We start from the raw sequence: 662 nt of genomic DNA on the forward strand, positions 1-662 counted from the left end.
CCAAGACCGAAAGCGCCTGTAAGCATAGCATTAGAAAGACCCAAATCTGCTTTAGTCGGCTTGTTTAACTGGTCGTAAATCCTTACAACGGGGCTTTCAACATATCCAGAAGGCGCGGCGGTTTGCTTAACAAATCCGTCTGGAATGTATAATTCCGTGCGTGCCGTCTGCGCCAGTACCGCAACCTTTGCGCCGTTGATAAATGCACGCTGGAAGGCCCAAACCTCAATAAAGCCATCACCTTTAACCAGGCCGTAACGCATCTGGTTGTCATCGGTCAGCCCGGTTGCCCCTAAACGGCGTATACTCAGGTAACGGGATACATTATCAGCAGTAAGCGAAGAAGGCAGACCGCGCGCCGAGATCTCGATAAAGTCAATGTTTCCGTAAGGGGAGCCGTAGTTACCGGCATTAGTAACCATTAGCGTTACATGGCAATTGTTGCTTCCGGGATCGGAAAGTTTCGCGATCTTGATGTAAAAAGACTCTCTACCAGTAACAACGGGCCAATCGTATTGCGTCATCGGGCTGACGAGTCCCCCGACCTTGTCGAGATATTCTTTCGCCTTGTTCTCTGACGCTTTAGCGTTGGTTTCGCTGACCTTTGCTGCTGCCTCACTATTTTTCGCGTTGGTTTCTGATTTTTTGGCTGCTGTCGCGGA

At 50.0% G+C, this 662-nt stretch carries 1 pseudogene; it reads right to left on the reverse strand.

Annotated elements, in window-relative coordinates:
- Positions 1-662: pseudogene (locus tag K0778_RS28225) on the reverse strand (peptidase S74); the annotation flags it as partial.

Origin of the sequence: Escherichia sp. XD33 (assembly GCF_019375075.1) — a bacterium.
In the GTDB taxonomy this organism is placed as follows: domain Bacteria; phylum Pseudomonadota; class Gammaproteobacteria; order Enterobacterales; family Enterobacteriaceae; genus Enterobacter; species Enterobacter flexneri_A.